Source organism: Gilliamella intestini (genome assembly GCF_900094935.1).
GTDB lineage: Bacteria > Pseudomonadota > Gammaproteobacteria > Enterobacterales > Orbaceae > Gilliamella > Gilliamella intestini.
Genome location: NZ_FMBA01000005.1, coordinates 42,965 through 68,962 on the forward strand (window position 1 = coordinate 42,965; position 25,998 = coordinate 68,962).

Consider the following 25,998-nt stretch of genomic DNA (forward strand, 5'->3'; position numbering starts at 1 on the left):
TTCCGATATTAAAGCAGTAAAGGACAACATACAAACATTAATGAGCTTAAAATAAGACAAGAAATACAGGATGACAATCCAATCAGATGAGTTCCACAGTATAAAATAGTTGGGCGATTTTCTGGCTGATTTCGGCAATTAATTATTGCTTCAAAGTAAGCTTACTTGATATTTTTTGTATCCCACCAATAGAATAATGGCAGCATAATAAAATTGCCGGATATATTATAAAATTAAGGGTTATCATTGATGTGACACCTAACATCTCCGTAATAAAATTTAGATTAAAAATCAATTTATTAGTATCTTCCATAACTAACATGAATACAATAGGTGACATTAAGGTAATGATAAAACCAATTGGCACTGCGCAAATCACTAAAACTATCGGTTGTTTTATTTTATTTAAAAGAAAGATTGAAATCAGAATAAAACAGAAATAACACAAACCATAACATATCAAATAATATAATTCTGGTGTGCGATGTTTTGCGATAATCATTCGATAACACCATTGGTAACTTAGATAGGCACCTATAAAGTTAAACAATACGATAATTAATAAATTAATTATTTTCATTAGGTTGTCCTTTTTTATCTTCAATCTCTTTTAACGCTTTTTCCAAAGAGCTAGGTAACCGATAAAGTTCTTGTAGACCATATTCATGCAAAATGTGTACCTAGTTGTGTGAAATTGTCCATCCTTGTAGTAAATAAATTAGCTTCGACATCTTGCTGACTATTTTTTCTACTTTATTGGTTAAATTGTTATATATGTCATTTTTACACCAACAAAAATGGGACTTTTGGTTGCCACTTACGCATAATGATGTCTCTGTTTCTTATTTAAACATGTGCTTGATTATATTGCATTAATTAACAAATAGCAACTCTATTTTATTGATCTGATGGAGGATAAAAGATATGTGACATTGGCTAACTATTGTCAAATAAAGCGACGCCAACGTTACCGTCAAACATGGTTAGACGTTCAAGCAGGTACCACATTTTTACCGACTGGTAAGTCGCATTTTAGATCTAAGTCATAGTAATAATTAATAAGGTTGTAAAAAATATTCAGGAGTCTATACCGTTTCAATCATAACTTATTATGTTAAATCATTTTTTAATGGTAATAGGCAAAAGACTTTAAATGCGTTAAAAATTCAGATATAAAGTAAAATAAATAACCTAAAGGAATAGTTGCAATGCAAAACCGCATAAAACAAAAGTTAGCAGAATTAGCACAACAACATAATATCCATATACTTTACGCTTGCGAATCAGGCAGTCGGGCGTGGGGGTTTCCATCGCAGAATAGTGATTATGATGTGCGTTTTATTTATGTGCATCGTTTTGAGAAATACTTAGCCATTGATAACCCTGCTTCACATTTAACTTTTCCTATTGATGATGAGCTGGATTTGCATGGTTGGGATTTAAAAAAAACTTTACAATTGATCCGCAAATCAAATACTACCCCGTTTGAATGGTTGCAATTACCCATTATTTATCAACAAAATGCGCCAATTGCTAATCAATTATGGCAACTTTGTTCCAATTTCTTTAATGCTAGGGGTAATATTTATCACTATTTAGGTATTGCCAAAAGCGCCTTACAAAGCAGTGAAGGGCAGCAGATCGGTATCAAAAAACTGTTTTATGTATTAAGACCATTATTATGTGCTAAATGGTGTTTAGAAAAACAGCAAATCGCCCCCATGGCCATTACGCCATTATTGACACTATTACCTGATGATTTAAGCCAACAAATCAATGATATTATTGCCTTAAAAGCAACCATGACTGAATCAACACCTATCACTATCGATCCAAAAATCTTATTGTTTATTGAACAATCCATGATTGAGATTAAAGAAAGTTTACAGGCTATAGACGAACAACATTTTAAGGCAGATAAATTAGATCGCTTTTTTATACAAACGTTAATGAGCTTAAAATAAGGAAAGGAATACGACATGACAATCGACGATTTAAAAGCACAAAACTTAATCTTATTTGAAGTGATCAGCGGTAGCCGTGCATTTGGTTTGGCTACTGAAACATCAGATACCGATATTAAAGGGGTGTTTTATTTACCTAAAGATAAATTTTATGGACTCGAGTATATTCCGCAAATTAGTAATGAAACTAATGATATCGTCTATTATGAATTAGGTCGCTTTGTTGAGTTATTGCTAAAAAGTAATCCGAATATTTTAGAAGTATTGGCTTCTGCACCCGACTGTATTTTATATCAGCATCCAATCATGCAGCAGTTAACCCTTGATCTATTTTTATCCCAACAAACTAAACAAACCTTTGCTCACTATGCTATGTCACAAATTAAAAAAGCTAAAGGATTGAATAAAAAAATCAATAATCCCATTGAGGTGAAACGTAAAACGGTCCTTGATTTTTGTTATATTATTCAAGGGCAGCATGCTTATCCCCTCACTAATTGGTTAAGTGAAAAGCGTTTTGAGCAACATTTATGTGGTTTGGTGAATATTCCACATAGTCGAGATTTATATGCACTTTTTTATGATGCCTCGGGGGATTGTGGCTATCATGGCATTATTCAAAATGATGATTCGACCGAACTTTGCTTGTCGTCGGTGAAAGTAGGCACCACAGTAAATGCTTACTTAAGTTTTAATCGTGATAGTTTTTCATCGCATTGTCGTGATTATAAGGCTTACTGGCAATGGGTTGAAAAGCGAAATGAACAGCGTTATCAAAGTAATATTAAAAGTGGTAATGATTTTGATGCTAAAAATATGATGCATACTATTCGTTTATTGCAAGTGGCGCATGAAATAATGACTAAAGGCACCATTACCAATAAATGCGCTAATCGTGATGAACTGCTCGCCATTAAAAATGGTCAATTAAGCTATGATGAGATTATGCATATCTCAGAAACATTGTTAAGCAAAATTGAAATCGCATCAATCACTTCAATGTTGCCAGAAACACCTAATTTTACTAAAGCGATTGCACAGTTAGTAAAAATGCGTGAATTATTATATAACCACTAATGATATCGCAAAACAATAACAGTTCATGATTGAATTATAAAAATAATTCAATGAGTTATTTACAATACATGTCATTATGTTAATTTATTTCACTTCCTTGTGATACTCTAATTTAAGTATGAAATTATTTTAATTTAGATTTTTTGGTTTCTTTTCTTTCTTTTAGCTCTTTTAATTCAAATTCCCAAACCTGCCAAAAATCCATATTTGTTGGTTCCAAAACATTCATTTCGTGATTAAATTTTACAATATCACTAAATTCATTAACACAATACATATCAGCATCATTAATAATTTTCAAGATTGGGATTGCTTTAAGCCCTGTTTCCTGCATAAATTGATGGCCAATAAAATCAAGCCTCATCCAATCAGCACTTAATTTAGAGGCTGTATAAGTATGAAAACCATATAAAAATGTCCAAAAAGGTCCCACTGCCATTGCTTGAGGACGACGCCAAATCTCCTCTTTTACTTCAATATAAATACCTCTATGGGGAATAGCATCACAATCTTCACCAAGTAAATGAGCAACATATTCATCAGGAAATTTAATTGCCAAACTATTTTCAATATTGCGAATATCTTGCAATACTATTTTATCTTCAGCCATTGGAAAAACACTATAATCTCTATCTAAATACTGATTCATTAATAAAATCGTTTTGTCTTCCATCCTCATTCCTCTTTAATTTTTTATTTACCCATTTTTTAAGCAAAATATTATAACTTTTAGGCTATTTTTTAAAAGATATTTTAATTAAATCGATCAACTGGTTGGCTTTAAAATAGGACAATTATCGTACATAAAAACAGACAATCTTTTTATAGATTGCCCATATCGCTTGCTTAATCCGCCTGTTGCAACCAATATATGGCTTCATAAGGTTTTAATCTTATTTCAGAGACTAGCCGATGGTTATCTTGATAATTGCTAAATAATCGTTTCCAATTCAAGAGTTGTAACGAATTAGGTAATGACCATGTCAGTGTTTTATCGGTCAGATTTGCTATCACCAGTAATTTTTGATTATGCCACCGCCTGATGTAGCACCAATAATCAGCAATATCTGGCGTTAGATCTTGATAATCACCAAAAATAAAAATCGGGTACGTTTTGCGTAATTTAATTAAGGTTTGATAGCAATAAAATACCGAATCAGGATCTTCAAGTGCCGCTTTGACATTAATTTGTGGATAATTGCTAGCAACCTCAATCCAAGGCTTACCTTGGGTAAAGCCAGCATTGGCAGAACTATCCCATTGCATTGGTGTTCGGCTGTTGTCTCTGGATTTACTGGCTAAAATAGCTAAGATATCTTGTTTTGCCATGCCTTGCGCAAGTTTTTCGTGATAGATATTAAGGCTTTCAACATCTTTATATTGTGAAATATCAGTAAAATGAGGATTGGTCATACCGATTTCTTCACCTTGATAAAGATAAGGTGTGCCTTGTAAACCATACAGTAGCATGGCTAACATTTTGGCAGATTGTTTGTGATATTGGTTTTCATTACCAAGGCGTGAGACGATACGAGGTTGATCATGATTACACCAAAAAATTGCATTCCAAGCCTTATCTTGCATGCCTGTTTGCCAATAGCCAAGGATTTTTTTAAGTTCAAGTAAATCAGGTTTAGCCAGCGTCCATTTATTACCGTTTGGATAATCGATTTTTAGATGATGAAAGTTAAACGTCATGGTCAATTCTTTATCATCTAAGCTAGCATATTTTTGGCAGTTTTCTAATGTGGTGGATGACATTTCGCCAACCGTTTTAAGTTGGTTGGGTTGAAACACATCACGACTGATCTCTTGTAAAAATTCATGAATTTTTGGACCATCGGTATAAAACCGCCTACCATCACCATTTTCATCATCCAGAAAATCTTGCTGTTTTGAAACTAAATTAATCACATCAAGCCTTAATGCATCAACGCCTTTATCAGCCCAAAATTGACATACTTTTTTGATTTCTTGACGAACAGTTGGGTTTTCCCAATTAAGATCGGCTTGCTGTTTAGCAAATAAGTGCAAATAGTACTGTTTTGATTGTTCATGCCATTGCCATGCTTTACCGCCAAATTTTGACCGCCAATTGTTAGGCTCTGAGCCATCGGCTTTAGCGTCTTTCCAAATATAAAATGAGCGATAAGGACTTGACTTATCTAAGGCTGATTTAAACCATGGGTGCTGTGTTGAAGTATGATTAAACACCATATCCATCATAATGCGAATACCACGCTCGTGCGCTTGTTTAACCAGTAGTTCGAAATCAGCCATTGAGCCATAGCTCGGATCTATATCATAATAATCCGACACATCATAACCGTTATCAATTTGTGGGGATGGATAAATCGGCGTTAACCAAATAGCACTAACCCCTAAATTTTCAAGATAATCTAATCGGCTAATAATACCTAATAAATCACCCGTTGAACCGGCGCCACTAGCTTGGAAACTTTTTGGATAGATCTGGTAAATAGTACCATTTTGCCACCAAGGGATATCGATTTTATTCATTGCTTGCTCTTTATTATTTATTTTTCATAAATTAACCGCTCAATAACAAGAACGGTTAATGGTTATTAGCTCGTGTTTAACGAATATCTAACGTACCTTTTTTAAGTTTAATTTTATAAACGATCGAAGTTAAAACAATCGGAACCACAATTGCCACAATCATCGCCAAAGCATAAATCGACCAATATATCGGTTTTATCGATAAAATACCCGGCAAACCGCCAACCCCAATACCATTTGATAACACACCAAACAAACCACAAATTAATCCCGCTAATGCTGCGCCGATCATGGCGCACAGCATCGGGAATTTATAGCGCAAATTAATACCATACATGGCCGGTTCGGTGACGCCTAAATAAGCCGATATGGCAGCAGGAACCGACACTTCACGCTCATTATGTTTTTTACTAACTAAAATAATACCCACAACAGCCGAAGCTTGCGCAATATTAGATAAAGCAATAATTGGCCAAATCGGCGTGCCGCCCATGCTTTCGGTCATTTGTAAGTCAATCGCAAGGGTTGTATGGTGAATGCCGGTAATAACCAATGGTGAATAAAAGAAACCAAAAATAGCAGCGCCAATAAAGGCATAATCACCAGTCATTAAATATTTAACAATAAAAGCAATACCATTACCTAACATTCTTCCAATTGGACCTAAAAGGAAATGTGCTAAAAACACAGAAACAAGAAGCGCAACAATTGGCACAATCACTAGATTTAAGTAATCAGGAACAATTTTGCGTAATCGTGTTTCGATCCAACCCAAAGCTAAACCTGCAAAAATTGATGGAATAACTTGGGCTTGATAGCCAACTTTTTCGATACTAAACCAACCAAAATCCCAAACATCAGGTATTTTACTGCCAAGATCATACGCATTCATTAACTGAGGGGAAACTAACGTAATACCAAGGACTATACCAAGTACTGGTGAACCACCCATTTTTTTCACGGTAGACCAACAAATGGCAACCGGTAAAAAGTGGAAAATCGCCTCGCAAGGTAACCAAAGAATATTATAAATAGGCACTAACCAATGATAGGCTTGCATAAGCGGTTTATCATCAATCGTTGGCATTTCGCCAATAATATTACGCACACCTAATAATAAACCACCCGCAATTAAAGCTGGTAACAATGGCACAAAAATTTCAGCTAAATTCGAAATCAGTCTTTCAAAAAAAGACATATTTTGTTTTGCTGCTACTTTAGTTTGCTCTTTGCTTGCCTCGTTAAAATTTAATTGCTGGATAAGTGATTGATAATATATATCAACATCGGTACCAATAATTACCTGAAATTGGCCTGCATTATTAAAACAACCTTTTACAAAAGGGAGCGCTTCTATGGTTTGAACATCAGCTATCTTAGGATCAACTAAGGCAAACCTTAATCTTGTTAAACAGTGGGTGACACTGGCAATATTTTTACTGCCACCAACCAACTCGATCAATTGTATTATCGATGGGATAGTTAATTGGGAGTTTTTAGTCATAAAAGGTCTCCTTTAAATTAGAATTAGCCTTTTTATTTCACTAATAATCCGACTATTTTGAATATAGATTAAGCATAGATTGAATTGATAAATTAACAAATGGGAACGTTCCCTTTTTGTGATTAATATCACAAATTAGAGCAAAATAAGCACAAATTAAATAAAATAACTACTGGTTAGCTTATTAAATGGCAAGGAATGGTGATATTTTTCAGCTCAAACTGATTTTGTAACATACTAAGTAACTCTTGAGCCGCATAATTACCGGCTTGATCAAAACCGAGTTCAACTGCACAAGTTTTAGGAAAAAGAAAATTCAGTATCTCACTATTGCCAATACTGGCTACGGTAATATGTTCGAGCTGTTTTTCGTTTAAATATTTATTTAGTCCCAATGCAATGCTATCGGTTGCACAAACAATAGCCGATGGATTTTTAGCTAACACAAACTGGGCAAGCTCATAACCTGAACGATAACTTAATTGGCCTAAAGCCGCATTTGGGATAAGTTGATATTGCTGACAAAAATCCAAATAAGCTTGATAACGTAATGCGCCAGTAGTTTGGTCTTGTTGCTCAATACCGATATAACCAATATTTTGATGTTGTTGCGATTGATATAAATGAGCAAGCAATAATCTAACTGCACCAATATCATCATAACAAATACAAGTATGATCTTGGAATTTTCTTGCGATCACTACACTATTATTTTGCCAGGTAGATAATAATGACTGCTCTAGTCCAGTAAATGCAAAGATAACTACGCCATCAGCTTGTTTACTTTTAAGCATAGATAAATATTCTTTTACTTTGATAGCACTAAATTGGCTTTCCATAATGATAGGATCATAACCATGCCGATAAAAAATAGGCAACATACTTTGAACAGCTTGATTTTCAGAAAGAGAATCAAGGCGAGTTACAATAATCCCAATCACTTTATTCCCATAACCACGCATGGCTCTAGCGGATTTCGACGGTGTAAATTGATACTGTTCAATGATTGCAATAACTTTATTACGCGTAGCTTCTTTAACCATAGGATCATGATTAATCACCCGTGATACCGTCGATTTACTTACCCCACAAAGTTTTGCAATATCTTTAATGGTTAAGTTGTTTGAAGATATACTCATAATAATTTAGCCAACAAAAATCAATAAAATCATACTAATCTATTTTATAAAAAATAGCGATTTGAGATTGTTTATATTAGTTTGGTAAATAAGCATTGTTAACTAATAATTAAAACCAAAATAAGATGTAATATAGAATATCAAAAAAAACACTATAGCCTTATATTTAGTACCTACTTTACAGTATAAATGTTAAAGACTAATCTAAAACTATTCTTATGTCAGTTAATTTTTAGACGCTTAAAAGGAGCAAAATATGAAAATTGCAGTTATTGGTGCAAGTGGTAAAACAGGGCAACTTTTAGTAAAAGAGGCAATTTCACGAGGTCATGACGTTACTGCAATTGTGCGTAAGCCAAATCAACAGCTTGATCCAAAAGCAGCAGTGCTAATTAAAGATCTGTTTGAATTAACCTATACTGATTTAAAAGCCTATGATGTGATTATTGATGCATTTGGCACATGGGCACTTGAATCACTACCATTGCATCAAACCAGTTTAAAACATTTAACCGATATCTTGAGTGGTAAAGCTAATCGCCTATTAGTGGTTGGCGGTGCTGGCAGTTTATACGTTAATCCACAACATTCAATTCGTTTGGTTGATACACCGGATTTTCCTGATGAATTTAAACCATTAGCAACCAATATGGCAAAAGCACTTGATCAGCTTAGAAAATGTGAAGATGTGCAATGGACTTACTTAAGCCCAGCAATTGAGTTTAACGCTAATGGCGAAAGGACAGGGCATTATATTATGGGGGGCGAAGAAGTGTTATTTAACAACAAAGGGAAAAGCCAAATTAGTTATGCCGATTATGCCATTGCTATGATTGACGAAGCAGAAACAGCTAAACATATTAAACAACGCTTTACTGTGGCTAGTGAGTGATATTTTTAAAATTCAGTTGCTAAGATTTCAAGGCAGAAATAAGTGTTTGTTTTTATAACAATTGACAGAATATCCCAACAAAAATATTCAACGCTTATTATTTTAGTGGTTGGATTTGGCTTGGGATATTTTTTGGATTTTTAGTGAAAAGCTAATTTAACGTTAACGTTCTAATCAAAAAAGTTGATAAAAAGATTTATGATCTTGTAAAAAACTTTCAGGTAACTATGTGTTTCAGTATAAAATAGATATTTTAATAAAAAATATATCTATATTAATCATATTGTTAAAATTATTTAGGATTACTCTTTTAGAGCCTCTCTCACTTGCATCAAAACTTCACCAAGTAGATTTTTGCCGCACCATTTAGTCATATTAAATCTCATTTCGTCATCAATGCTTAAACCAATTCCCCAGATCTTGTCATAAGGACTAGCTTCGGCTAACACTTTATCTTTGGTAGATAATAGATATTGTTTAAGCTCATCATTTTGCGAAAACTTGGCATAATTACCCGCAAAAACAATCTCTTTTTTATGCTGATTCCAGATATTTTCATCAAAATGACGTACTGCTTGCCCCAACTTTTTTTGCATTTTAGATGACGGGATTGATAAAATGGCGTTGGCACTATCGATATCTTTAAATAACAACGCTTTAGAATACATCATCCACTGTTCTGCACTAGTAAATTTAATATTATCAATAACAAAATGGCAAGGATACCACTGAGACAAATAATGATCAGGGCTAAAAAAGAAAATCATTTTCTTCTTTCCGACGTGTTTCATCGATTGAAATCGCTCCTTTTACAAAAAAATAAACTTATTAATAAAACCTAACTATTGATCAAAGTGACAAAGATTGTATTAGTTTGATCGCATAATTGCTAATTTAAATACATGATATTAAACAATAGGCATGGTCATCTTGACCATAATATCTGTTTCTGTTCTATTTTATAGCAATATCAACACCTATTTATTTAGCTAGGATTTGAAACTAATTACCGCTAAAATACGACGCAATTGTGTTGGCTATGGGATAAATCAAAAATAAACCTATGATACTTTCATGCCAAGGTAAATGAGTTAACGAGGTTATACGTTGTGATTACATCTGAAGAGATTAAAAGTCGGTTATGGGATGGCGCCAATGAGCTGCGTGGTTCGATGGATGCCAGTCGTTATAAAGATTATATGTTAGGTTTAATGTTTTATAAATTTTTAAGTGATAAAACATTATCTGCATTTAAAACGATGACAACCCGAGATGAGATCACGCAGTCCGAACTTATCGCCAACTATTATAATGGCATGGCTGAACGTGGTCCTCAATTAGAAAGCATGCTGCAAAGAACACTGGGTTATTATGTTTTACCCGAGCACCTTTATCAAACTTGGATCGCAGATATTAATAAAGGTAATTTTGAAGTACAAAAAGTAATCGACAGCTTAAATCACTTTGAACGGTCAATTGCCAATAGCAAAGATGCCGATGACTTTAAGAATCTGTTTTCTAATTCAACCTTAGATTTAACCGATACTGCACTTGGTAGTAATTTACATGAGCGCAGTAAAAATATTAAAGCCTTAATCTTATTATTTGCCGATCTTGATATGGTCGCTTTACAAAAAGGCGATGTATTAGGCGATGCTTATGAATATCTAATTGGTAAATTTGCTATGGAAGCCGGTAAAAAAGCCGGGGAATTCTATACACCACGCCAAGTAAGTGAAGTGATGGCGCAAATTGCCGCCAAAACACCAAATATTCGTTCAATTTATGACCCAACAGTTGGATCCGGCTCATTACTGCTAACAGTTAAAAAACATCTAACCAAACAAGCGCAACAAAGCTTGACCTATTACGGTCAAGAAAAAAATACCGCTACTTATAATTTGGTGCGGATGAATTTATTACTGCATGAAGTCAAACCCAATAAAATGACCATTAGAAATGGCGATACTTTAGCTCATGATTGGCCTGAAGATCCTGAGCGTCCTAGCGAAGGCGTCCAATTTGATGCGGTAGTCATGAATCCACCTTATTCAGTCAAAAACTGGAATCGTGCAGGATTAAAAGTGAGCGATCCCCGTTTTGAAATAGCAGGCGTATTGCCGCCCGATTCAAAAGGTGACTTTGCCTTTTTATTACATGGACTATTCCATTTAGGGCAAAGTGGCACTATGGCAATCGTGTTACCGCATGGAATCTTATTCCGTGGTGCAGCTGAAGGTGAAATCCGCAAACGATTATTAGAAAAGAATTACATTGATACCGTCATCGGCTTACCAAGCAACCTGTTTACCAATACTGGCATCCCCGTTGTGGTTTTAGTGTTGAAGAAGAATCGACAGCTCAGCGATCCTGTATTAATTATTGATGCATCAAATACCTTTATAAAAGTCGGTAAGCAAAATGTCTTGCAAGAAAAAGACATCGCCAAAATTGTTGATACTTATGTATCACGTCAAGAGCAAACTGGCTATAGCCATTTAGCCACTCGTCAAGAGATTATCGCCAATGAATACAACCTCAATATCCCCCGTTATATTGATGCCATTGATGATGATATTGCTCACGACGTCGAAGGTCATTTATTAGGTGGCATACCACAGCACAATATTGAGCAACTTGCTGTTATCCGTGCCACCACGCCCGACTTATTGCAGTCGGCATTAGTGCCTGTGCGTCCGCACTATTTCACCTTAAAAGAAGAGATTAGCGAATTAAGCACTAAAATCTTAAATGATGAACGGATACGACAGCAATCGGCGCAATTAGCGCAGCAAACGCAAGCTTATATTGACAGCTATTGGTCACAAATCATTGCAATTAATGATCCTGAGCAGATTCACCCGCTAATGGAAGCGATGTTAAACGACATAAAAAGCCTACTAGCCAGCTTTAATCATCTTGATATCTATGACGGCTATCAGATTATTGCCGAAATTTGGCAAAATGCATTACTCCATGACGCTGAAATTATTGCCGCCACTGATTTTTATACCGCAGGGCGCAACCGAGTGCCGAATATGGTCAACAAAGGTAGCGGTGCTAAAAAACGGTCTGAGCAAGACGGCTTTATTAGCAGTCTGATTCCAAGCGAATTAATTGCCAGTGAATTATATGCCGATGAGCTAACCAATATCGACAACAATAAACAGCGAATCCAAACGCTAGAAAGCGAACTTGCGGATCTGGTCGAAGCGGCCAAAGTGGAAGACAGCCCGGAGTACGATGCGCTGTATGAATCATTGAAAAAGAATGATGATGACGAACCGCTTGATACATTTGATAATAAAAAACTCAAAGATGAGTTAAAAAATACCGCAAAAGAGGCGGAAACTTATCCATTATTGAAAAAAGTCGATAAATTAATCAGCCAAAAATCGACATTAAGCAAACAAGTTAAAGCGGACGAACGAGCATTAAAAGAAGCGGTACAAGAACGGATTTTAAGCTTAACGGATCAAGAAATTGACACACTAATGTACAAAAAATGGTTTGGTAATACCATTGCGTTACTGAGCGAATTAATCGAAAAACCGATTAAAGCCGAATTAAAAACCCTACAAATGTTAAACGAACGTTATCAAGATACCTTAACTTCGATTGATAAAGAGATCGAACAACTTGAAGCCGAGTTACAAGCGATGATGCAAGAGCTGGTGGTAACGCAATGAGTGAAAGTAAAAAATTAATTCCTAGGCGGCGGTTTAAGGAATTTGAAAAATCTAAGGAATTTTGTCAAATTGAGTGGCAAAAATTAGTAGAACGCTTGACAGTTATGAGTAGTGCTCATTGTTTACCAAGAGTTGAATTTGAAGATATTATTTCAGGACAAGGTGAACTTAATAAAGATGTATTTAAAAAAATTAATGATAAAAAGGGAATTGAATTTAAAAAAGGGGATATTCTTTTTGGAAAACTTCGTCCTTATCTAAAAAACTGGTTATATGCAGGTTTTGATGGTATTGCTGTCGGTGACTTTTGGGTCTTTCGCCCAACTTTTTCTAATGGTGAATTTATATATGCATTGATTCAAACAAATCAATACCAAATAGTCGCAAATCAATCTACTGGCACAAAAATGCCTAGATCTGATTGGAATATTGTTTCTAATACTAAATTTATAGTAACAACAAACAAAATTGAACAAACCAAAATAGGCGAATTCTTTAAAAAACTTGATAACCTTATTAATACTCAACAAAAAAAATTAGAAAAAGCCAAAACCCTAAAATCAGCTTATCTAAGAGAAATATTCCCGAGTGAAGATGAACCTAAGAGAAGATTTATAGGTTCAGTTGGTCTTTGGAAACAAAAAGAAATTATAGAAATAGGTAAAATATTTATTGGATTGGTTACAACAATGACCGAAAATTATACAAATGTAGGTACGTTATTAATAAGAAATTCAGATATCAAAGATAATAAGTTTGAATTTTCAGATAATCCAATATATTTAAAAGAAACCTTTGCACAAATAAATGCTTCGCGTCGTTTACATATTGGTGATGTAGTTACTGTTCATACGGGGGATGTAGGAACCTCAGCTGTAATTACAAAGAAAGAAGAAAATGCGATAGGTTTTGCAACAATTAATACTAGACCCAACCAAAATATTATAACGCCAGAATTTTTATCAGTCTTTTTGAATTCACGTAAACATAAAGTATATGCCAAAAAAATGTCTACTGGAGATGGCAGAAGTAACTATAATTTAAAAGATTTTAATCAATTAATCGTTGATCTACCTCATATCGCAGAACAAACCAAAATCGGTAATTTCTTTAAATTACTCGATGATAAAATCGCCCTAGAACAAAAAAAGCTAGCTAAATTAAAAAACATCAAACAAGCTTATTTAAACGAAATGTTTGTATAAAAAGGAGTTAAGGAATGAGTCGGGTAGCGAAAGATGCCGCAGAAAAAACCTTTCAAGAAAACTTTGTTAAAGAATTAAAAAAACAACAATGGCAGGCGCCTGACTTTTTAGATGGCAATCGACGTAAAGTAACGGTTAATGACTTAGTCACCCACTGGCGGAGTGAACTTAATCGGCTTAATGCCGATCAACTTGAAGGTGTTGAGTTAACCGATAACGAATTTAGCCAAGTAATGGCAAAAGTTAACCAACTACAAAACAGCTACCAAGCGGCAAAACTGCTCGCTATGGAAGAGTCAAAAGGCAAAATCGATGGCATTTATCGCGATGATAACCCGCTTGTGACACGCAAGCAAATCACCTTAACTATCTTTAAAAAGGCCGAAGTGCGTGGCGGTGATTCCAGTTATCGCATTGCCCGCGAAGTGCAAACACCTAACAATAATCGTTTTGATTTGGTGCTATTAATTAATGGTTTACCGTTAATTAATATCGAACAAAAACGTACCGATAAAAACCTTGACGAAGCATTTGAACAGTTTAAGCGTTACTATCGAGATGGCGAATATAGCAACAATTTTATGGCTTTTTCGCAAATGATGGTAATAAGTAGCGAAATCGAAACCCGTTACTTTGCCACGCCCAAAACAATTAATGACTTTAATCCTAGCTTTGTGTTTCATTGGGCGAGTAAATCAAATCAACCGATCAATCATTGGCAGCAAGTAATAGAACAATTTTTAATGATCCCAATGGCACATCAAATGGTGGGCGACTACCTAGTCATTGATGAAGCCAAAGAAGAAGAAAACCGCCGACATATGCTAATGCGCCCTTATCAGGTCTTTGCTTTACAAGCGGTAGAAGGGGCGGCATTTGGTTGGGATAATCCCGATAAAAAACCACATGGCGGCTTTGTTTGGCATACGACGGGTTCAGGTAAAACTATCACTAGCTTTAAAACAGCCCTATTTTTATCGACGCGCGCCGGTTTTGATAAAGTGGTCTTTTTGGTCGATCGGCGTGAACTTGATAGTCGTACCAGTGATAACTTTAAAGCTTATGCTGCTTTTGAACCTGTCACCGTTGATGATACACACAGCACCGCACAGCTTAGAAAACACCTTAGCTCGCCACACAATGGCATTGTGGTAACCACTATCTTTAAACTGCATAATTTGGTTAAAGCCCTTGAAGAGGGCAAAGATAGTTGTTTAGCTGATAAAAAAATCGTCTTTATTGTTGACGAAGCGCACCGTTCCACTATGAAAAATATGATGGGCGAAATAAAAAGCCATTTTAGAAAAAATGGGCTATTTTTTGGATTTACAGGTACGCCGCTTTTTGACGAAAACAAAATTAAAGGCAAAATAAACGAAAACAGCGAAGTGATTAACACTACCGAAAAGCTATTTGGTCCTAAATTACATCAATATACCATTGATGAAGCCATTGCTGATGGTAACGTGCTTGGATTTCATGTTGATTACATCAATACTGGCGAATTTAGCAGTTATGACGATTTACGCGATAAGCTTATTGAGCGTATAAAAATCGAAAAGCCAGAACAATCCGATCGCGAAATCGCCCGATTAGTACATAGTTGGAGCGAAAGCGAAGTTGAAAAGCAAGCCATTGATAAATCGCTATTAGTTTATCATGATCAAACTCATATACCACAAGTGGTTACAGAGATTTTAAGCAACTGGCAAGCGCAATCGCAACAGCAACAATTTAATGCTATTTTAACCGTCGCTTATAAGGAACGGGTGATTGCCTATTATCAGGAATTTAAAAAACAACTTGCAAGCCAACAGCAAAAAATCAATATCGCCATGACCTTTAGCTTTGGTAACGAAAATGATCCGGATAATGTCGATCCCGAAATTATCAGCGCCATGTTTAATGATTACGCTGAATTTACTGGCATTAAGTTTATAGCAGGTGATAAAAAACATGGTGAACAAGCCTATTTTGAGGATGTGGTCGAGCGTGCTACCCGTGGCGGTAGTGGTCGTAATAGCAAGAATATCGATTTAGTGATTGTTGCTGATCAGCTATTAACAGGCTATGATTCTAAACGGCTCAATACTCTTTATGTTGACCGCACCTTAAAGCTACAAAATTTAATTCAGGCTTATTCACGCACCAATCGCGTGTTTGGTGCTAGCAAAGAATTTGGTACCATTGTTAATTTCCAAACCCCTCGCCTGACCGAACAGATGGTTAACCAAGCCCTTGAGCTATATGGTAGTGGTGGTAGCAGTAGCAAAGCAATTGTTGAAACCTATGCCACTGCCGTGCGAATTTTAGCCAATGATTTGGAGCAATTAGTTTTAACCTTAGCCGATCCAACCCAATGGCAATTAATTCAACATGATGATAAAAAACTAACTGAATTTAGCAAAGCATTTAAAATAGCGGCTGATCAGCTTAATATTGTCCAACAATATTACGAATATCAATGGGATAATGCCACTTTTGGTATGACCGAGCACCGTTGGTTGCAATATGTCGGTGCATTTAAAAACTTAACCGCTAAAGAAACTACCACTAAAACGCCAACCATTGTGCCCACTTTAATTGGTAAAACCAAATTAGCAGGCACACAGGTGATTGATGCTGCGCATATCCTTAGCTTAATTGGATCTAAAGTGTCGCATGTTGATGGTGTACAAACCATTAACGACGAAACTAGGCGCATTATCTACGAACAAATTCAAGAATTAAGCCAAATGGGCGAAGATCAGCAAGCAAAAATATTGAAAGAATTTGTCGATACCGAATTATTAACCGGTCGCCTATCTAGCCAAGTCCATTTTGATGAAGCTTTTACCAATTGGAAAAACGATAAAATCAAACATGCCGCAAACGAATTTGCTAACCAATGGGGTATTGATAGTAAGCTATTATTGCAAGCAATAACAGAGTTTGAACTATCAAAATCGGACATTGTGCCTTATTTTGCTGAAATTATTCAAACAATTGACTTAAGCAAAGCGAATAAAGATATTGATAACTTATTTATGCTAAATTTAGCCTTACATGATGAACTTCCACGTTGGATGACCGAGATTAAACAACAATTTAGCTGATTACGTTAAAATAAAATCAAATAATTAAAAGTAAAGTTAAAGCTAGTGATATTTTTAGGCGTTTTTCCTTAAATCGCTTAAGCTTTTGTTTTCTCTCTTTTGCACCACTAAATATTTGTTGATTATGCATATCTCAATTCAACGTTCGTATCACGCTTTCGGCTTTTCCATTAGTTTATAGGCTAGTGATTTTTGTCAAAAAGTTTCAGGAGTGTACTGCGTTTATGTAAAAATATTAAAAAAATCAAATAAATAATAAAAGACAAATATTCTCTAGTTTGCGGTTTTGTTTACCGTCTAAATTTATTTTTAATAGATTTTTTATTTTAAACAAACATTTAAACCCCTAACTCATGGTTTTATAACGTTCATTTTTACTACTTAAAGGGACAAAAATTTCAGCCGGCTTTCTTTAACACGTTATAAATGGTCTAACAACCATTATGCGCTTAGCTAAATTAGTGACAGTTATTTTTCTTTATGATATCAGTGCCCTATTGCTTGTTTGTGATAGAGCGTTAATTTTATTTTTATGGTATTTATAACAGGAATTTTTCAAATTACTGTAAATAACCTCATAACTTCCTACATTTAAAATAATAAAAACGCAGATATTTCACTATTACATTGAACAAAATAAATTTGATGCTGATCACATTTATCCAATAAACCTTTTAAAGCTAAATTTTTAGCTCTGCATACTCAATTGTGTAGTGGTTCACTCTTTCAAGGATAAATTATGACAAATGCATTTTATAATAAACCAACTTATTGGTTTGCTTCATGTTATAGCTTTATATATTACGCAGCTGGTAGCTTTGTGTTTTCTTTTTATGCCATTTGGCTTAGTAAAGAAATTGGATTAACAGCAAAGCAGACTGGCATCATTTATTCATTTAACTATTTTATTTCATTAATCATTATGATTATTTACGGAATTTATCAAGATAAGTTAGTACTAAAAAAACATCTTATCTGGTTTCAAAGTATCATAATTACCTGTGCTGCACCTGCATTAATTTATGTTTATGAGCCATTATTACGACATAGTTTTTATATTGGTGTAATTTTTGGTAGCTTCTTTTTAGGTTTTGGATGGGTTGCGGGTATGGGGTTAATTGATTCATATTGTGAAAAAATTAGCCGAGCATTTGGATTTGAATTTGGTCAGTGTCGAACTTGGGGGTGTATTGCTTATGCGGTGAGTACTTTTATAGCTGGTATTTTAATTAGTATCAATCCTCATCTTAATTTTTGGGCTGCTTCGATAGTTGGTGTCTGTTTTATGATTCTAAATCTGAATTTTAAACCAGATCTCAGTAAAACATCTGATGTGATATTTCAAAAGAAAGATAAATTAACCTTTAATGAAATTATTTCAGTCTTTACCTTAAAAAAATTCTGGATATTTGTAATTTATGTATTAGGCACTTACAGCCTTTATAATATTTATGATCAGCAATTATTTCCTGTATATTTTACCCAACAATTTAATGATGTGAATGATGGTTATCGTTTGTATGGATTATTAAACTCTTTTCAAGTTTTTTTAGAGGCGGCCGTCATGTTTTGTGTGCCGTTTGTGGTCAATCGTGTTGGTGCTAAAAATGCATTAATTTTTGCAGCATTTATTTCAGCTTCCCGTATTTTCTTAACTGGTCATGTCAATAGTATTGTAATAATTTCTATTATCAAACTCATGCATTGTCTTGAAATTTCAACAATTTTGGTATCAGTGTTTAAATATATTGATAACAATTTCAATGCTCGTCTTTCTGCAACAGTGTTTTTAATTGGTTATCAAGTTGCTGGATCTGTTGGTGTGATTTTGTTCTCAACTTATGTGGGTAATACTTACGATACATCTGGTGCAGCAACAACATTCAATAATCTTGGCTTGGTAGTTTTAGGATTTATGATTTTTGCCATTATCTTTTTAAACCGTGATAGAAAATTGGTTAATCAAAACATAAGCAATATTAAATAAAACAAATCACTTTTAGACATGAATAAATAGAATTTAATAACACTTACTAAGGATTTAAAATGAACATATTTAATTCAGTAACACAATTTAATTTTGAGCAAACTAGAACAATTTCGCCAGAAAATCTGACTGGTGATAAAGGTAAATCATGTATGAAAGCTAGTGTTTTAGGTCCAAGTCGAAAAGGGCAAGGGTATATTTCAATTCCTGCAGGTAAAACTGTAACTATTGCTGAAATAACTGGGCCTGGTGAAATCCGTCATATGTGGTTTACCTTAACAGATAGGACTCATCATGGTAGTTTTGTGCTACGTGATGTTGTAATTCGGATTTATTGGGATGATGAAAAAATACCTTCGGTCGAAAGCCCAATAGGAGATTTTTTTTGTAATGGTTTTGGGGCAAGATGTGATATTAATTCACTACCAATAGTGGTTAATCCAACCGGTGGTTTTAATAGCTATTTTAAAATGCCATTTAATAAAAAAGCAAGAATCGAAATCCAAAATGAGCATGAAGGTGATTTGCAACATTTCTTTTTTACAATTAATTATGCTGTGATGCCTAAACCGTTTGAACAACCTCTATATTTCCATGCTCAGTGGCGACGACAACGCATGACAAATTATGCGCAAGATTATGTCATACTTAATAATGTTCAAGGGTATGGTTACTATGTTGGAACTTACCTTGCTTTGACTGCATTAGAGCGTTATTGGTGGGGAGAAGGTGAATTTAAATTCTATCTTGATGATGATAGTGATTATCCAACTCAACATTCCACTGGTTCTGAAGACTATTTTGGTGGTGCTTGGGCATTTCATAATCGTGATAGTCAAGGTAAACCAAAAGCAAAATGTTTTCAAACATTATTTATGGGCTACCCTTACCAAACTAATCGAGACGCAACACGTGACTTTTTCCAAACGGGTGATTCAAATCCTGTGCATGGTTTTGGAGATGATGGTTTACCTTCACATGGTTTATATCGCTGGCATTTACCTGATCCTATTGCTTTCCACAAAAATATCAAGCTAGCCTTTCAACAAATTGGGAATGATGATATAAGATTATATGAACGTAGTGATGATATTGCGAGTGTTGCATATTGGTATCAAAATCCGTCAGTTAATCACAATCCAATATTTCCAAACAAGCAACAGCGTACTCCACGGTAATTTTAAGGTGATGTATGGCGAGTAATAAATTAAAAATCAATGATATTGCTCGTTTGGCTGGCGTGTCGGCAACAACCGTCAGCCATATCTTTAATAAACGGGATAAAAAATATCGTATTTCACCACTAACAAGGCAACGAGTTTTATCTATTGCTCAGCAATATAGTTATCAATCTCATATTCGCCGATATTTAATTAAAGCCAATAGTACCAATACTGTTGGCGTAATTGTTCCAGATATGTCAAATTCGTTTTTCTCGATGTTTTTGTACCATCTAGAATCATCCTTTCGTCATAAAAATATCCAATTATTAATTACTTGTAGCCATTATAATAGAGAAGTTGAAGTCAAAGTAGCACAAAATTTAGTTGAACGTAAAGTTGATGCAATGATTGTGGTGACTTCATTAGATAGTGATAAATTTTATGCCGATATTAACCAAAATACACCCGTTCTATTTTTTGATCGCTATTTGAAAAACACAAAATTACCTTTTATAACAAGTGAAGCTTCACAATCGGTTGCTAAATTAATTGAACCATATGCAAAACAGTTTGATGAATTTTATTTTATTGGTTGTGATATTGGGCTAACCTCTATTCAGGCACGATTAGAAGGTTTTAAGCAGGGACTTGAAAACGCAGGTTTAGTGGTTAATCCTGATTGGTTGGTGAGTGATGTTTATTGTCCTGATAAAGGATATGATTTACTCAAAAATGTGCATAAGAAATTAGGTCGATTACCTAAAGCTATTTTTACTCCGTCATGTAATTTATTACAAGAAGTACTTAACTATCTGGTTGCTGTTAATGCTGATCCCAAACAGGTTTGTTTATGCTCTTACGATTATAATATTTATTTTGATTACTCGTACTATCCAATAGATGCAATAGCTCAAGATTTTGAAAATATGGCCAATGCTTGTGTTAATATGATTTATAATTTATTGAATTTTGAAGAATTAAAATGTTCTGCACTATTTATTGAGCCTAAGATAAAACGCCATAGATGAGTCATAAAGAAAAATAACCGTTACTGATTTAGCTAAATGCTTTATGGTTACTACAAGCCATTTATAACTCGCTAAAAAACCAGATTAAAGCTTTTTTCTTTTAACCTACTGAATATTTGAGCTATCTTTGGCGTTAGTGAAAGGCTAAAGTTATTGTTAAAAAATCTTATTTAATTTTGTATTTATGTAAGAAAATAATCTATATTTACTCAAGAATGTTTAAAAATTTGGCGTTTAAGCTAAATAGGTATTGCTTTATTATTTTATTGCTATAATATAGACACTTCTTTGACGCGGGGTGGAGCAGCTTGGTAGCTCGTCGGGCTCATAACCCGAAGGTCGTTGGTTCAAATCCAGCCCCCGCAACCAATTCTAAATCATTGTTTATACTTTCCTGTTTTTATATTCACTATTCCGATTTTGGCACCGCTAGCAATGTAGATACCGCTTCGCTAATGCGTCTTGCTATATAGCTATTGTTCATGGTGTATAAGTGAATGCCATCGACATCTTGCGAAACCAAATCAACAATCTGATCGATTGCATAAGCAATACCAGCATCACGAAATGCTTCTGGATGGTGTTCGTATTTTTCTATCATTTGTTTGAATTTTTTAGGTAAATTCACCCCACACATCGATACCATACGCTCAATTTGGTTTTTATTGGTCACTGGCATAATGCCTGCTTCTATTGGAACATTAATGCCAATATCGCGAGCTTTATCTAAAAATGTATAAAAATAGTCATTATCAAAAAATAGCTGTGAAATAAGTTGATCGGTACCTGCATTGACCTTTTCTTTTAGGTGGATCAGATCTTGTTTTAGTGTTGCTGCTTCAAGGTGTCCTTCGGGATAGCATGCACCAATCACGTTAAAATCACCGCTTTCTTTAATGAATGACACCAGTTCGCTGGCATATCGAAAATCATCTTTAGGTTGCACATTTGGGCTGATGTCACCACGCAAAGCGAGCACATTATCAATTCCTGCACATTTAAGATCGTGTAGGATTTTTTGCATTTCAGCTTTATCAAAATTGATCCCTGGCAAGTGAGCGACGCTTTCAATGCCATAAGTGTGTTTGACTGAGTGGGCAATATCAATGGTGGTTTGGCCATTTAAGCTACCACCTGCACCATAAGTGACACTAATAAAATCAGGTTTAAAATAACCAAGTTCACGCAATGTACTATAAATTGTTTCTAAAGGTGAGGTTTTTTTAGGGGGAAAAACCTCAAAGGAGAATACGGTTTTTTTATTAAATAGTAGATTTGTTTTCATTTGTTTCATCCATTGGTTATGTCACTCATTTCCTTTATTGACACTTCCGCCACCCAAATAGGCGGCGGAAACGTAAGGCTATAAACAAAGCCTGATTTGTTAATAAAAAACTCAACGACTTTGTAAAAATAGTACTTAGTTCAGTGTTTTTCTTACTTCTAAAGTGGCTTGTACTAAATGTTGTAAGCTTTCAACCACTTCTTTTTCACCACGCGTTTTTAAGCCACAGTCTGGATTGATCCATAATTTTTGGTTATCAATCTTCGCTAGTAACTTTTCAATCGTTGCTTTGATTTCGGCTACTGGTGGTACACGTGGTGAATGGATGTCGTAAACCCCAGGCCCCACTTCGGTTTTAAAGTTGTTTGCATTTAGTACGTCAATCAACTGTAAATTAGAGCGAGAAGCCTCGAACGAAATAACATCGGCGTCCATTGCATCAATATCTTTAATAATATCAGCAAATTCGCTATAACACATATGGGTGTGAATTTGCGTATCAACTTGCACTTTGCTATGTACTAATCTAAATGCAGGGATCGCCCAATCAAGGTATTCGCTGTTCCAGTCGGCTTTACGCAGTGGTAGTTTTTCTTTTAATGCGGCTTCGTCAATTTGAATGATCTTAATACCCGCTGCTTCAAGATCTAATACTTCATCACCAATCGCTAATGCTATTTGGAATACCGATTCTTTTTGAGAAATATCTTCTCGTGGGAATGACCAATTTAGAATAGTCACTGGTCCTGTTAACATACCTTTAACTGGTTTGTCTGTCAGGCTTTGTGCATATTTTGAGTATGCAACAGTAATCGGTTTTGAACGTGAAATATCACCCCAAACAATTGGTGGCTTAACGCAACGAGTACCATAAGATTGTACCCATGCTTTTTCAGTAAATACAAAGCCATTTAAGCTTTCACCAAAATATTCCACCATATCGTTACGTTCAAATTCACCATGTACTAACACATCAATGCCAATTTCTTCTTGTAATTTAATACATTTGGCAATTTTTTGTTGATTAAACTCAGTGTATTCGTTCAGGCAAATTTCACCTTTTTTGAATTTAGCACGATTTAAACGTACATCAGATGTTTGTGGGAATGATCCAATAGTGGTAGTTGGTAATAGTGGCAAATTAAAGGCCTTTTTCTGCGCCGCTTCACGCACTGAAAATTCAGGTAAACGAGTAAAGTCCGAATCTTTTAATGCGGCCACTTTTTGGCGTACCGCTTGGTTTGCACCCTCACGCTCACGAGTAAATAATGTTTGGTTAGCTTTATAAGCGGCATTATTTTCAGGATTTGCATCATTAAATAATTGACCAAGTTCAGCAAGTTCTTGTAGCTTTTCTTGTGCAAAAGCAAAATAAGCACGTTGTTGAATAGTTAATTTGGTCTCATTTTGCAATGTATAAGGAACATGCAGTAATGAACAAGAAGTATTGATTACAATATTTGTGGCTTTTTGTTTAATTTTACCAAGTAATGCTAAAGTTTTTTGGTAATTGTTTTTCCAGATATTTTTTCCATTTACCACACCAGCAAATAAGACTTTATCGGCAGGGAAACCATTATTTTCAAGTAAAGCTAACGATTGTTTACCTTCAACAAAATCAAGTCCAATACCATCAAAAGGTAAAGCGACAAGTTCTTTATAACAATCACGTACATCACCAAAATAAGTTTGTAAAACAATCTTAGTTTGTCCTTTTACCGATAAAATAGCTTGATAAAGTTCGGTAAATAAAGCGATATCTTCTTTATTTAGATCAGTGACTAAAATGGGTTCATCAATTTGGATCCACTCAGCACCAAGCGTTGTGAATTTTTGGATGATGTCTTGATAAGCTTTAATAATATCGGCTTTAAAATCACCAAGCTGTTTTTTACCTAAATACTGCGCTAATTTAAAAAAGGTTAATGGCCCAACCACAACTGTTTTGGTTTGAATGCCTAGTGCTTTGGCTTCTTGATATTCGTCAAATGGTTTACAGCCGGCTAATTTTATTTGTACTGAATCTTCAATTTCAGGTACTAAATAGTGGTAATTGGTGTTAAACCATTTTTTCATTGCAAGCGCACGAACATCGCCTTTTTCGCCTTGATAACCACGCGCCATGGCAAAATAGCGGTCAAGTTCAGGCAAACCAAGATCTTGGTAACGTTGTGGAATAACATTAAGTAAACATGCTGTATCTAATACCGCGTCATAAAATGAAAAATCATTAGATGAAATAAAAGCAATTTTTTGATCAGCTTGTTGCTTTAAATGTTCAGCTCTTAGCGCTTTAGCTTCGTTTAATAGCTCAGCTTGTGTTTTATTCCCTTTAAAATAGGCTTCTGTTGCAAATTTAAGTTCACGAAGCTTACCAACTCGAGGGTAACCAATAACAGCAGTATTCATTTTTTGTTTTCCTTTTTATCCATTTTCTTTAGAGATAAAAAAGATAACAAAAAAAATTGATATTGAATAATTCTTGTTTTTTATTGTTTGCTATAGTTTTTTTTTATATCAAATAAAATAAAAAATCCCACTATTACTAGATAGTAGGATTGATTATTAAGTCTATAACTTTAAATCATTTTTGACGCCATTCACCATGAATAGGTCTTGAAAAGTGAGCAAGTACCGCAATCATACAAATTTCAATTGAAACGCCCCAATAAATATGACCCAAAATTTCGCTCCAAAGCTCATAGCCATTTAGATTCCATAACCAACCAACAGTACCTTCGGCATCATAAGCAGGATGACGAAAGCCAAGTAATGGAATTAAAAAACCATGCATAGAGATAGTAATAATCGTGCCATAAACTGCGCCATACCATAGTCGGATTTTGTTGCAATAATATGCACCAGCCACATAAACAAAGGCGAAAGCAAAACTGAATAACCAGTGATAAAGCGTTACCGCACCAGAAACAGTTGCTGTTTGATAAATATAATCAAGTGAATGAGAATTAATCCCTAACCACCCAAGCCATGCATCAATATGTGCCGCTGGAGGCGAAATTTCACCTGGGACACGAGGAGGCATATTAACCTCTGATCCCCACTTAACTAAAGCACTAATAAAACCACCAATGATTGTTGTCCAAATAATGACTTGACGATTTGTTTTATTTCCAAACATACTGGGTTTCCATTGTTATAATAAATATATATCCAAATTATACTCCTGTGTAATTTTGGATAAAAGAAGAATAAATGAGATTAAAGGGGGTAAAATTTATTGTAATAATTGGTGGAATTATTTATAAAAATGCTTCGGGATAGAAATTTAGATGAAAAATTGCCAAAGAAGATGCTAGTCGGCGAAAGCATTTCACCAATAAAAAAATGTTATGATTTTTTAGAAAATTATTTTAATCATCAAGTGTAAACAACTCGGTGTTTTCCTACTACTTAAACGTTATACGTTCCTGAAACTTTTTGACAGACTTG

General features: G+C 34.7%; 19 protein-coding genes and 1 tRNA gene. 11 read left to right on the forward strand and 9 right to left on the reverse strand.

The window, feature by feature from the left end:
• Positions 1-142: 142 nt before the first annotated feature.
• Positions 143-580 carry a hypothetical protein gene (locus tag GA0061080_RS02225; RefSeq protein WP_091120332.1) on the reverse strand — a complete coding sequence of 146 codons (438 nt, stop codon included), beginning with the start codon at positions 578-580 and terminating at the stop codon, positions 143-145.
• A 346-nt stretch (positions 581-926) separates the two neighbouring features.
• On the opposite strand from GA0061080_RS02225, the gene GA0061080_RS12980 reads away from it, so the two are divergent.
• The 3 genes from GA0061080_RS12980 (at position 927) to GA0061080_RS02235 (ending at position 3,041) form a co-directional block, all read left to right on the forward strand.
• Positions 927-1,049: a hypothetical protein gene (locus GA0061080_RS12980; RefSeq protein WP_280642340.1), complete on the forward strand. Its 123-nt coding sequence runs from the start codon at positions 927-929 to the stop codon at positions 1,047-1,049.
• A 159-nt stretch (positions 1,050-1,208) separates the two neighbouring features.
• Positions 1,209-1,964: a nucleotidyltransferase domain-containing protein gene (locus GA0061080_RS02230; protein ID WP_091120335.1), complete on the forward strand. Its 756-nt coding sequence runs from the start codon at positions 1,209-1,211 to the stop codon at positions 1,962-1,964.
• Between the two features lie 15 nt (positions 1,965-1,979).
• Complete coding sequence (locus tag GA0061080_RS02235; RefSeq protein WP_091120338.1) at positions 1,980-3,041, forward strand: nucleotidyltransferase domain-containing protein; 1,062 nt, start codon at positions 1,980-1,982, stop codon at positions 3,039-3,041.
• Between the two features lie 124 nt (positions 3,042-3,165).
• On the opposite strand, the gene GA0061080_RS02240 is transcribed toward GA0061080_RS02235, so the two are convergent.
• The 4 genes from GA0061080_RS02240 to treR all read right to left on the reverse strand — a co-directional run bounded on the left by GA0061080_RS02240 (position 3,166) and on the right by treR (position 8,204).
• On the reverse strand, positions 3,166-3,714 hold the full coding sequence (locus GA0061080_RS02240) for a hypothetical protein (protein ID WP_085165868.1): 549 nt from the start codon (positions 3,712-3,714) through the stop codon (positions 3,166-3,168).
• Positions 3,715-3,887: 173 nt separating this feature from the next.
• Complete coding sequence (gene treC, locus GA0061080_RS02245; protein WP_091120341.1) at positions 3,888-5,561, reverse strand: alpha,alpha-phosphotrehalase; 1,674 nt, start codon at positions 5,559-5,561, stop codon at positions 3,888-3,890.
• A 76-nt stretch (positions 5,562-5,637) separates the two neighbouring features.
• Positions 5,638-7,065 (reverse strand): PTS trehalose transporter subunit IIBC, encoded by a 1,428-nt coding sequence (gene treB / locus GA0061080_RS02250; protein ID WP_091120345.1) that lies wholly within the window; start codon positions 7,063-7,065, stop codon positions 5,638-5,640.
• 176 nt (positions 7,066-7,241) lie between these two features.
• The gene (gene treR, locus GA0061080_RS02255) at positions 7,242-8,204 is read right to left on the reverse strand and encodes a trehalose operon repressor TreR (protein WP_091120348.1); all 963 of its coding nucleotides are present in this window, start codon (positions 8,202-8,204) and stop codon (positions 7,242-7,244) included.
• Between the two features lie 256 nt (positions 8,205-8,460).
• On the opposite strand from treR, the gene GA0061080_RS02260 reads away from it, so the two are divergent.
• Positions 8,461-9,096 carry an NAD(P)-dependent oxidoreductase gene (locus tag GA0061080_RS02260; protein WP_091120352.1) on the forward strand — a complete coding sequence of 212 codons (636 nt, stop codon included), beginning with the start codon at positions 8,461-8,463 and terminating at the stop codon, positions 9,094-9,096.
• A 302-nt stretch (positions 9,097-9,398) separates the two neighbouring features.
• On the opposite strand, the gene ybiA is transcribed toward GA0061080_RS02260, so the two are convergent.
• Positions 9,399-9,887 carry a riboflavin biosynthesis intermediates N-glycosidase gene (gene ybiA, locus GA0061080_RS02265; RefSeq protein ID WP_209435703.1) on the reverse strand — a complete coding sequence of 163 codons (489 nt, stop codon included), beginning with the start codon at positions 9,885-9,887 and terminating at the stop codon, positions 9,399-9,401.
• 318 nt (positions 9,888-10,205) lie between these two features.
• On the opposite strand from ybiA, the gene GA0061080_RS02270 reads away from it, so the two are divergent.
• The 7 genes from GA0061080_RS02270 (at position 10,206) to GA0061080_RS02300 (ending at position 21,632) form a co-directional block, all read left to right on the forward strand.
• On the forward strand, positions 10,206-12,785 hold the full coding sequence (locus GA0061080_RS02270; protein ID WP_091120360.1) for a type I restriction-modification system subunit M: 2,580 nt from the start codon (positions 10,206-10,208) through the stop codon (positions 12,783-12,785).
• Positions 12,782-13,990 (forward strand): restriction endonuclease subunit S, encoded by a 1,209-nt coding sequence (locus tag GA0061080_RS02275; RefSeq protein WP_091120364.1) that lies wholly within the window; start codon positions 12,782-12,784, stop codon positions 13,988-13,990. The genes GA0061080_RS02270 and GA0061080_RS02275 overlap by 4 nt, the downstream gene beginning before the upstream one ends.
• A 14-nt stretch (positions 13,991-14,004) precedes the next feature.
• Positions 14,005-17,085: a type I restriction endonuclease subunit R, EcoR124 family gene (locus tag GA0061080_RS02280; protein WP_091120367.1), complete on the forward strand. Its 3,081-nt coding sequence runs from the start codon at positions 14,005-14,007 to the stop codon at positions 17,083-17,085.
• A 739-nt stretch (positions 17,086-17,824) separates the two neighbouring features.
• Complete coding sequence (locus tag GA0061080_RS02285) at positions 17,825-19,072, forward strand: oligosaccharide MFS transporter (RefSeq protein WP_091120371.1); 1,248 nt, start codon at positions 17,825-17,827, stop codon at positions 19,070-19,072.
• A gap of 59 nt (positions 19,073-19,131) precedes the next feature.
• Positions 19,132-20,250 carry a glycoside hydrolase family 172 protein gene (locus GA0061080_RS02290; RefSeq protein WP_091120375.1) on the forward strand — a complete coding sequence of 373 codons (1,119 nt, stop codon included), beginning with the start codon at positions 19,132-19,134 and terminating at the stop codon, positions 20,248-20,250.
• Positions 20,251-20,264: 14 nt separating this feature from the next.
• A complete protein-coding gene (locus tag GA0061080_RS02295; RefSeq protein WP_091120379.1) occupies positions 20,265-21,263 on the forward strand; it encodes a LacI family DNA-binding transcriptional regulator in 999 nt (332 codons plus the stop codon).
• Between the two features lie 292 nt (positions 21,264-21,555).
• Positions 21,556-21,632: transfer RNA gene (locus GA0061080_RS02300), tRNA-Met, on the forward strand.
• 40 nt (positions 21,633-21,672) lie between these two features.
• Here the strand turns inward: GA0061080_RS02300 and metF are convergent.
• The 3 genes from metF to GA0061080_RS02315 form a co-directional block, all read right to left on the reverse strand.
• Complete coding sequence (metF, locus tag GA0061080_RS02305) at positions 21,673-22,548, reverse strand: methylenetetrahydrofolate reductase [NAD(P)H] (RefSeq protein WP_091120479.1); 876 nt, start codon at positions 22,546-22,548, stop codon at positions 21,673-21,675.
• A gap of 135 nt (positions 22,549-22,683) precedes the next feature.
• The gene (gene metE, locus GA0061080_RS02310; RefSeq protein ID WP_091120382.1) at positions 22,684-24,957 is read right to left on the reverse strand and encodes a 5-methyltetrahydropteroyltriglutamate--homocysteine S-methyltransferase; all 2,274 of its coding nucleotides are present in this window, start codon (positions 24,955-24,957) and stop codon (positions 22,684-22,686) included.
• 175 nt (positions 24,958-25,132) lie between these two features.
• Complete coding sequence (locus tag GA0061080_RS02315) at positions 25,133-25,687, reverse strand: YagU family protein (protein ID WP_091120386.1); 555 nt, start codon at positions 25,685-25,687, stop codon at positions 25,133-25,135.
• Positions 25,688-25,998 lie beyond the last annotated feature (311 nt).

What these genes read in the sequence shown, in the direction of transcription:
- GA0061080_RS02240 (WP_085165868.1), bottom strand. Translation starts at nt 3,714, where the DNA reads ATGGAAGACAAAACGATTTTATTAATGAATCAGTATTTAGATAGAGAT.
- metF (WP_091120479.1), bottom strand. Translation starts at nt 22,548, where the DNA reads ATGAAAACAAATCTACTATTTAATAAAAAAACCGTATTCTCCTTTGAG.
- GA0061080_RS02290 (WP_091120375.1), top strand. Translation starts at nt 19,132, where the DNA reads ATGAACATATTTAATTCAGTAACACAATTTAATTTTGAGCAAACTAGA.
- treR (WP_091120348.1), bottom strand. Translation starts at nt 8,204, where the DNA reads ATGAGTATATCTTCAAACAACTTAACCATTAAAGATATTGCAAAACTT.
- GA0061080_RS02235 (WP_091120338.1), top strand. Translation starts at nt 1,980, where the DNA reads ATGACAATCGACGATTTAAAAGCACAAAACTTAATCTTATTTGAAGTG.
- GA0061080_RS02260 (WP_091120352.1), top strand. Translation starts at nt 8,461, where the DNA reads ATGAAAATTGCAGTTATTGGTGCAAGTGGTAAAACAGGGCAACTTTTA.
- GA0061080_RS02280 (WP_091120367.1), top strand. Translation starts at nt 14,005, where the DNA reads ATGAGTCGGGTAGCGAAAGATGCCGCAGAAAAAACCTTTCAAGAAAAC.
- GA0061080_RS02295 (WP_091120379.1), top strand. Translation starts at nt 20,265, where the DNA reads ATGGCGAGTAATAAATTAAAAATCAATGATATTGCTCGTTTGGCTGGC.
- metE (WP_091120382.1), bottom strand. Translation starts at nt 24,957, where the DNA reads ATGAATACTGCTGTTATTGGTTACCCTCGAGTTGGTAAGCTTCGTGAA.
- treC (WP_091120341.1), bottom strand. Translation starts at nt 5,561, where the DNA reads ATGAATAAAATCGATATCCCTTGGTGGCAAAATGGTACTATTTACCAG.
- treB (WP_091120345.1), bottom strand. Translation starts at nt 7,065, where the DNA reads ATGACTAAAAACTCCCAATTAACTATCCCATCGATAATACAATTGATC.
- GA0061080_RS02225 (WP_091120332.1), bottom strand. Translation starts at nt 580, where the DNA reads ATGAAAATAATTAATTTATTAATTATCGTATTGTTTAACTTTATAGGT.
- GA0061080_RS02275 (WP_091120364.1), top strand. Translation starts at nt 12,782, where the DNA reads ATGAGTGAAAGTAAAAAATTAATTCCTAGGCGGCGGTTTAAGGAATTT.
- ybiA (WP_209435703.1), bottom strand. Translation starts at nt 9,887, where the DNA reads ATGAAACACGTCGGAAAGAAGAAAATGATTTTCTTTTTTAGCCCTGAT.
- GA0061080_RS02285 (WP_091120371.1), top strand. Translation starts at nt 17,825, where the DNA reads ATGACAAATGCATTTTATAATAAACCAACTTATTGGTTTGCTTCATGT.
- GA0061080_RS02315 (WP_091120386.1), bottom strand. Translation starts at nt 25,687, where the DNA reads ATGTTTGGAAATAAAACAAATCGTCAAGTCATTATTTGGACAACAATC.
- GA0061080_RS02230 (WP_091120335.1), top strand. Translation starts at nt 1,209, where the DNA reads ATGCAAAACCGCATAAAACAAAAGTTAGCAGAATTAGCACAACAACAT.